Raw genomic sequence first — 894 nt, 5'->3', positions numbered from 1 at the left:
GTCAGTGGTGTGACGCATGGAAAATGCAGCCAGCAACACTGGCAAGAAGTATGGCGAACCTTTACGCCGCACAAGACAACGAAGCGGGCTTTGATGGTGTGATGCTGCGCGATGATCGAGAAATTCTCGGTAGCCTCACGCTGCGAGAGCTTCAATACCCAGATGCGCTGTTCAATTTGCTTAGCCAAACGCAGCAAGAGACCAAGTTGGACGAGCTTAAGTCCGAAGAAGTTTCGTGGATTCTCGGAACGGTATTAGTTGCGGAAGATAACCCAATCAACCAAAGCGTGATTTCAATGCAGCTGCGTGAGCTTGGTATCGAACCTGTGATTGTGAACAACGGCCGTGAGGCTTGGGAGTACATCAACCAAGATGAAAACGTCGTGTTGCTGCTGACCGATTTTCACATGCCAGAAATGGATGGCTATGAACTGATCAAACATGTGAGGGCGTCTGGTTTCAAATCGCTGCCAATCATCGGTGTGACGGCGGAGGATGCTCGCCTTGCCAGTGAGCGCACACAAGACATCGGTATTGATGATGTACTTTACAAGCCTTACGACCTCAACAAATTGAAAACCGTTTTGGTGCCATTCATTGGCAAGAAAGAAAAGACCCGATTACCGGATTGGATTAAGCGTTTTAAAACGCAAGACGCAAAAGAAATTGCGCGTGTGTTTAGCCAATCTATGGCGATGGATATTGAAAACCTACAAGCCGCCTCGACTGAGCGAGATAAAAAACGGGTTATCCACGGCATCAAAGGTGCGGTTGGGGCAATTGGAATCAGCATGCTGACTGAGCTTTGCATTGAGGCAGAGCGAGTCACCGCGGCGGAGTTTGACAGGCGAGCAGCGGAGTTAATTTCACGAATCGAGCAGGAGATCGACAATA

1 protein-coding gene is annotated in these 894 nt (G+C 49.1%); it reads left to right on the top strand.

Going from position 1 to position 894, the window contains the following annotated elements; translation table 11 throughout:
* Nucleotides 1-23: 23 nt before the first annotated feature.
* Nucleotides 24-894: response regulator (locus tag R7Q48_RS25635; RefSeq protein WP_411979287.1), on the top strand; the 871-nt coding region annotated here is incomplete at its 3' end.

The sequence above is a fragment of the Vibrio sp. 378 genome (genome assembly GCF_033339435.1).
The sequence above is the reverse complement of the archived record's forward strand: the minus strand, read 5'-3'. Positions and strand labels throughout refer to the sequence as shown.